This is a genomic window from Vibrio proteolyticus NBRC 13287 (assembly GCF_000467125.1).
Taxonomy (GTDB): Bacteria; Pseudomonadota; Gammaproteobacteria; order Enterobacterales; family Vibrionaceae; genus Vibrio; species Vibrio proteolyticus.
This window is the reverse complement of record NZ_BATJ01000020.1, coordinates 103,091-110,357: the sequence shown is the minus strand read 5'-3', so window position 1 is coordinate 110,357 and position 7,267 is coordinate 103,091. Positions and strand designations below refer to the sequence as shown.

The 7,267-nt window shown below is 51.2% G+C and carries 3 protein-coding genes; 1 reads left to right on the top strand and 2 read right to left on the bottom strand.

The annotated features are described in order from the left end of the window. Positions 1 to 621 precede the first annotated feature (621 nt). Positions 622 to 1,944, bottom strand: a complete 1,323-nt coding sequence (locus VPR01S_RS18410; RefSeq protein WP_021706883.1) for a cation:proton antiporter — start codon at positions 1,942 to 1,944, stop codon at positions 622 to 624. Positions 1,945 to 2,139: 195 nt separating this feature from the next. On the opposite strand from VPR01S_RS18410, the gene metH reads away from it, so the two are divergent. Beyond that, on the top strand, positions 2,140 to 5,820 hold the full coding sequence (gene metH, locus VPR01S_RS18405; RefSeq protein WP_021706882.1) for a methionine synthase: 3,681 nt from the start codon (positions 2,140 to 2,142) through the stop codon (positions 5,818 to 5,820). Positions 5,821 to 5,858: 38 nt separating this feature from the next. Here metH and lysC read toward each other — a convergent pair whose 3' ends face one another. Beyond that, positions 5,859 to 7,214 (bottom strand): lysine-sensitive aspartokinase 3, encoded by a 1,356-nt coding sequence (lysC, locus tag VPR01S_RS18400; RefSeq protein WP_021706881.1) that lies wholly within the window; start codon positions 7,212 to 7,214, stop codon positions 5,859 to 5,861. Positions 7,215 to 7,267 lie beyond the last annotated feature (53 nt).

Below are 7,267 nucleotides of genomic sequence, written 5' to 3'. Positions count from 1 at the left end.
CGTTTTTCCCCGTTATTTTGGTCTTCGAGCAAACGAAGCCCGGTTGCTTGAAATCCCTACGGCTTTGCCACCTCTTTCAGACCCCAGCCATCATGCTGGGGTCTTTTTGTTTGTGGGCCATCCACTTCTCCGCCACGGATTATAAGCCCAGGTTTAAAAATTTGGGCTTTTTGACGTTTTGATAAAGTTCCGGCCTTGGGTCGAAAGCGTTCCACCGAAATGGTTATCTCACCGCCCTGATTGATTTTGGAGCTCTTTAGGAGCGTGTGTACGTAGGTGCTACTTCAGAACTGCTATCCAGTTTTGTATGCGTCTTTGTATGCGTCCTACTGAACGCTGTTCCAGTTGACCCTTTCTATGGGAGATTCTGATGTGTACGATGGGGGGGGGGGGCGATAGGCGCACAATCCAGGCACATTCGTTAGTGGAGCTTGTCCCATATCGAGGGAGCTAAAGTAAGGCTTAGTTAGCGGTTTATTCGAGCTGTCTATGAGTGAGAATAAACTCTATGCAGAGATAAGCGTAGAAGAGAATAGCAAGAGTAGGTTAACTGTAGGTACTGGTGTTGGATATTGATAGGTAATAAAAAAGCAGCCAAGAGGCTGCTTTGTTTATGTCGAGTTACGATTCCGTTTGCTGCGTGGACGCTGCGGCTTGCCGCTCTTGCTCCATTTTCTTCTCTTCAGCTTTGGCTTTTTCGATCATCGGGGTGATGGTTGACCCCTGAACCAGAATCGAGAACACCACCACGGCATAGGTCATGACCAGGATGATCTCTTTAACATCAATTAACTTATCTTGAATCACCCAAATGCCTGACGGAATTGATAGCGCCATCGCCAACGCCAGGCCTCCTCGTAAGCCTCCCCAAGTCAGAATGTTGATCGACCAAGGGTTGTATTTGCGGTAGCGTTTAAAACCAATGTAGGACAGAAACACACTCAGGTAGCGTGCGCACAGGACCAAAGGAACGGCAAACGCCATCATGATCCAGTCTTCTTTGTGGAACTCAAACAGCAGCATCGACATACCGATCAACAAGAACAGCACACCATTTAAGAACTCATCCACCAGTTCCCAGAAGTGATCCAAGTGGTCTTCACTCTCCTTTGAGAAACCAATAAAACGTGTCCAGTTACCGATCATGATGCCAGAAACTACCATCGCAAGTGGGCCTGAAACGTGGATGTATTCTGCAAAAGCGTAACCGGCGGTTGGGACGCCGATCGTCAACAGCAGTTCCATTGAGTGGTCGTCGGTCGCGCTGATCAGGTAGTGGAATAGCAGTCCCAGAGCAAACCCGTAGGCGATACCGCCGAGCGCTTCCTGAACAAACAACATGGTCACACTGCCAACCGTCGGTGTTTCTGAACCAAAGGCGATGGTAAACAAGGTAACGAAGATCACCAGACCAAAACCGTCGTTAAACAAGGATTCGCCTTCAATCTGGGTTGAAATGCGCTTTGGCGCATCAAGCTTTTTCACAATCGCCAATACCGCTATCGGGTCTGTTGGGGAGATCAAAGCGCCGAACAGCAGGCAGTAGACTAATTCGAAGTGAATACCGATAAACTGGCAGAAGCCATAGAGAACGAAGCCAATGAAGAAAGTCGAGAATAGCGTTGCACCCAGAGCGAGAATGGTGATTTCCCACTTTTGATCTTTCAGATTTGGCAACTTGATGCCGAGACCACCAGCGAACAGCAGAAATCCGAGAATGCCCTTAAGTAGAAAATCTTCAAAGTTGATACTTGAGACCGTTTTTGTGGCGATCTCAGTCAGGTGAAACCAGTTATTCTGACCAGCAATCAATATCAATAATGAAAGGACCATGGACCCGGCGGTGATCGCGATAGTAGTTTGCATTTTGCCAACCTTGCTGTTGACAAACGCTATCATCATCGCTGCTGCCGAAAGAAAGCAAAGCGTGTAATAGACCGACATTAGACTTCTCTTGATGTAACAAATTATGAACGGGAATTTTCGGCTGATGCTGACTAAATAGCAAACACTTTTTGGCCTTTCTGAGTGATTTGAAAGATAGTTATAGAATAGTCATATTTTGTATTTTTAGACGTCTAGATTTCTATTGTGGCTGTGATAGGATGACAAAATAACAACAAGGAATGAGGCGGTATTGTGGGAAGCAACGTAAGACAACAGATTGAAACTCAGTTAGCACAGCGAATTCTGCTGATCGATGGTGGTATGGGCACCATGATCCAAGGGTACAAGCTGGAAGAGCAGGATTACCGGGGAGAGCGTTTTGCAGAGTGGCACAGTGATCTGAAAGGGAACAACGACCTGTTGGTGCTTACACAGCCTCAGTTAATTAAAGAAATTCACTCGGCTTATCTTGAAGCCGGAGCAGACATCCTCGAAACCAACACGTTTAATGCCACCACCATTGCTATGGCTGATTACGACATGCAGTCACTGAGCGAAGAGATCAACTTCGCGGCGGCTAAGCTGGCGCGTGAAGCGGCCGATGAGTGGACAGCGAAAACACCGGATAAGCCGCGTTTTGTCGCCGGGGTGCTGGGCCCAACTAACCGCACCTGTTCTATTTCGCCGGATGTGAATGATCCGGGCTATCGAAATGTCACCTTCGATCAGTTAGTGGCAGCCTACTCAGAGTCGACACGCGCCCTCATCAAAGGAGGGAGTGATCTGATCCTGATCGAAACCATCTTTGATACGCTCAACGCGAAAGCCTGTGCGTTCGCCGTAGAAAGCGTGTTCGACGAATTGGGGATGCAGTTGCCGGTGATGATTTCCGGCACCATCACTGATGCTTCCGGACGCACACTGTCAGGTCAGACAACCGAAGCCTTTTACAACGCGCTGCGTCATGTCCGTCCTATTTCGTTCGGCCTGAATTGTGCCCTTGGGCCGGATGAATTGCGCCAGTATGTTGAAGAACTGTCACGCATTTCTGAAAGTTACGTCTCTGCTCACCCGAACGCGGGGTTGCCGAATGCTTTCGGTGAGTACGATCTTTCGCCTGAAGACATGGCGCAGCACGTCCAGGAGTGGGCGCAGAGCGGTTTCCTTAACCTGATTGGGGGGTGTTGTGGTACCACGCCGGAGCATATCCGTCGTATGGCGAAGGCGGTCGAGGGCGTCACTCCGCGCGCGCTACCCGAACTGAACGTGGCGTGTCGTTTGTCAGGGCTAGAGCCACTGACGATTGAAAAAGAGACTTTATTTATCAACGTTGGTGAACGCACTAACGTGACGGGCTCAGCCCGCTTCAAGCGACTGATCAAAGAAGAGTTGTATGACGAAGCGCTAGACATCGCCCGCCAGCAGGTTGAAAACGGTGCTCAAATCATTGACATCAACATGGACGAAGGAATGCTGGAGGCTGAGGCTTGCATGGTCCGTTTCCTCAATTTGTGTGCTTCGGAGCCGGAAATCTCGAAAGTGCCGATCATGGTCGACTCTTCCAAATGGGAGGTGATTGAAGCGGGTCTGAAGTGTATTCAGGGCAAAGGGATTGTCAACTCCATCTCACTGAAGGAAGGCAAAGCGAAATTCGTTGAACAAGCGAAACTGATCCGCCGTTACGGGGCTGCCGTTATCGTGATGGCCTTCGATGAAGTGGGGCAAGCCGACACCCGAGAGCGCAAGCTGGAGATCTGTACCAATGCGTATCGGATCTTGGTCGATGAAGTTGGCTTCCCGCCAGAAGATATTATCTTTGACCCGAACATCTTTGCCATTGCAACGGGGATTGAAGAGCATAACAACTACGCGGTCGACTTTATTGAGGCAGTGGCCGATATCAAACGTGATTTGCCGTACGCGATGATTTCTGGCGGTGTGTCCAACGTTTCGTTTTCTTTCCGTGGTAATAACTATGTGCGCGAAGCGATTCACGCGGTGTTCCTCTACCACTGTTTTAAAAATGGTATGGACATGGGCATCGTGAATGCCGGCCAGCTAGAGATTTACGATAACGTTCCGGACAAGTTGCGTGAGGCGGTTGAAGATGTGGTTTTGAACCGACGTGACGATGGTACCGAACGCTTATTGGATATCGCCGCCGAATACGCCAACAAAGGTGTTGGTAAAGAGGAAGACGCTTCAGCGCTCGAATGGCGCAACTGGCCAGTGGAAAAACGTCTTGAACATGCGTTGGTTAAAGGGATTACCGAGTACATTGTCGACGATACTGAAGAAGCGCGTGTGAAGGCGACAAAACCGCTAGAGGTGATTGAAGGTCCATTGATGGATGGCATGAACGTGGTCGGTGATCTGTTTGGCGAAGGCAAAATGTTTCTGCCGCAGGTGGTGAAATCCGCGCGGGTAATGAAGCAGGCAGTGGCCCACCTTGAGCCGTTTATTAACGCCGAGAAGCAGGCCGGGTCTTCCAACGGTAAGATCCTGCTGGCCACGGTGAAGGGCGATGTTCACGACATCGGAAAAAACATCGTCGGCGTGGTTTTGCAGTGCAATAACTACGAGATCATTGATCTGGGGGTCATGGTGCCGTGTGAACAGATCCTCAAAGTCGCCCGTGAGGAGAACGTCGACATTATCGGGCTGTCCGGTCTGATCACGCCGTCATTGGATGAAATGGTTCACGTGGCTAAAGAGATGGAACGTCAGGGGTTCGAGCTACCCCTATTGATTGGAGGGGCGACCACCTCGAAAGCGCATACGGCCGTCAAGATCGAACAGAATTACCATCAGCCTGTGGTGTACGTCAACAATGCGTCGCGAGCGGTCGGGGTATGTTCTTCGCTGCTTTCTGATACCTTAAAACCCGCGTTTGTGGAAAAATTGCAAGCCGACTACGACGTGGTGCGCGATCAGCATGCCCGCAAGCGTCCCCGCACTAAACCCGTGGCGCTCGACGCGGCGCGCGCCAACAAAGTGGCCATCGACTGGGAGAGTTACACGCCGCCGGTACCGGCTAAACCCGGTGTGCATGTGTTTGATGATTTTGACGTGGCAACGTTGCGTCGTTACATCGATTGGACGCCGTTCTTTATGACGTGGTCATTAGTGGGGAAATATCCGGCGATTTTAGAGCATGAAGAGGTAGGGGAAGAGGCTAAACGCCTGTTTAAAGACGCCAATGACTTACTCGATCGCGTGGAAAAGGAAGGGTTGCTCAAAGCCCGTGGGATGTGTGCGCTGTTTCCTGCGGCCAGTATTGGTGATGATATTGAAGTGTACACCGATGAGTCGCGTACTGAGGTGGCGAAAGTCTTGCACAACCTGCGTCAGCAAACGGAGAAGCCGAAAGGGTTTAATTACTGTTTGTCGGATTACATTGCACCTAAATCGTCGGGTAAAAAAGATTGGATCGGTGCTTTTGCCGTGACGGGCGGTATTGGCGAACGTGAACTGGCGGACAAGTTTAAAGCGCAGGGCGACGACTATAATGCGATCATGATTCAGGCCGTCGCGGATCGCCTGGCCGAAGCGTTTGCCGAATATCTGCATGAACAGGTTCGCCGCGAGATCTGGGGCTATGCGCCTGGGGAAAATCTCAGTAATGATGAGCTGATACGGGAGAAGTACCAAGGCATTCGGCCAGCGCCTGGTTATCCGGCGTGTCCGGAGCACACCGAAAAAGGCACTCTGTGGGAACTGCTCAATGTCGAAGAGATGATTGAGATGTCTCTGACGACGAGTTACGCGATGTGGCCTGGTGCCTCGGTCTCTGGCTGGTATTTCTCTCATCCGGACTCCCGTTATTTTGCCGTCGCTCAGATCCAGGATGATCAGGTCCAGAGTTACGCAGAGCGTAAAGGTTGGGATACCGTGGAAGCGGAGAAGTGGTTGGGGCCGAATATCAACGGTTAAATCGAGAAAAGGTCACCATCAGGTGACCTTTTGTTTGGTTACGCTTGATGTTCGAACAAATCATGATGCAGTTTCTGGATCACACTGCGTGACTCATGAGCATCCACTAAAAAGCAGAGGTTGTGGTCGCTGGCGCCGTAACAGATCATCCGCAGATTGTAATCTCCCAGCGTACTGAACACTTCTTTTGCATAACCCTTGGTTTCCATATGATTACCAATCAGGGCAACCAGACACAGGTTCTGCTCCACTTCCACCGTACATAACTCTGCCAGCTCTTCACGAACATCCTGTGGCAGTTGCGGTGCACCGCCGGCGGTATCCGTTTTATCCAGCGTCAGAGAGACGCTGATCTCCGAGGTGGTGATCAGATCGACGGAAATTTTGTGTTTGGCCAGGATTTCAAATACTTTCGCCAGAAAGCCGTAGGCATGGAACATCTTAGCGCTGCGCAATGTCACCATGGTTTGATTGCTGCGCAGCGCCAGTGCCCGGAACTGCGGAGAGCTTTCGACTTGCTGACGAATCCAGGTGCCACCTTTTTCTGGCTCTTTTGATGAGCCGACAAACACCGGAATACCGTGTCGCAAGGCCGGCAGCAAGGTGGATGGGTGGAGTATCTTGGCGCCGAAATTGGCCATTTCAGACGCTTCGCTGAAGCTGATCTCCGCAATCGGTGCGGCCTTTTCTGCGATGCGTGGATCTGTGGTGTAGATCCCCGGGACATCGGTCCAGATTTCCAGGCCTTCCGCTGCCACGGCCTCGGCAATCAATGCAGCGCTGTAATCACTGCCACCGCGGCCAAGAGTGGTAGTATTGCCGTCCTGATCCGCGCCGATAAAACCCTGAGTGACGACAACATGCTCCGCGCACAGTGGAACCAGATGCGTTTTAGCCAGTGCGGCAATCGTGGCGACGTCAGGTTCAGCGCGGCCATAGTGGCTGTCGGTGCGCAGGACATCGCGAATATCAAAACGCACTGCTGGGATCCCACGCTCACGCATCAGTTGAGCCAATATATGCGTCGACATCAGTTCGCCACAGGCCACCAGATGATCGGTCAGTTTAGTGGTAGCCTGAATGGACGCCGCTTCGGCAAGGCTGGTGATAGTATCCAACAGGCTGTACACCTCGGATGCCACTTCGGTTGGCTGGCTTAACTGGGACAGTATCGCGTCGTGAATAGCCGCCAGTTGTTGTAGTAAATGGGCTCGGTGTTCTTGGTCCTGAACGCCATGCGCCAGCTCCACCAATAAATTGGTGACGCCAGAGCAGGCGCTACTGACGACCAGTTTGGTGTTCGGATTGTTTTCGATGATGGCCGCACAGCGGCTCATGGCTTCAAAGTTTGCGACACTGGTTCCGCCAAATTTGGCAACGTTAAATGCGCTCACAGCATTTCTCCCACGACTTCCTGAAAAATTATTCACTGATGACTGCCAATGGC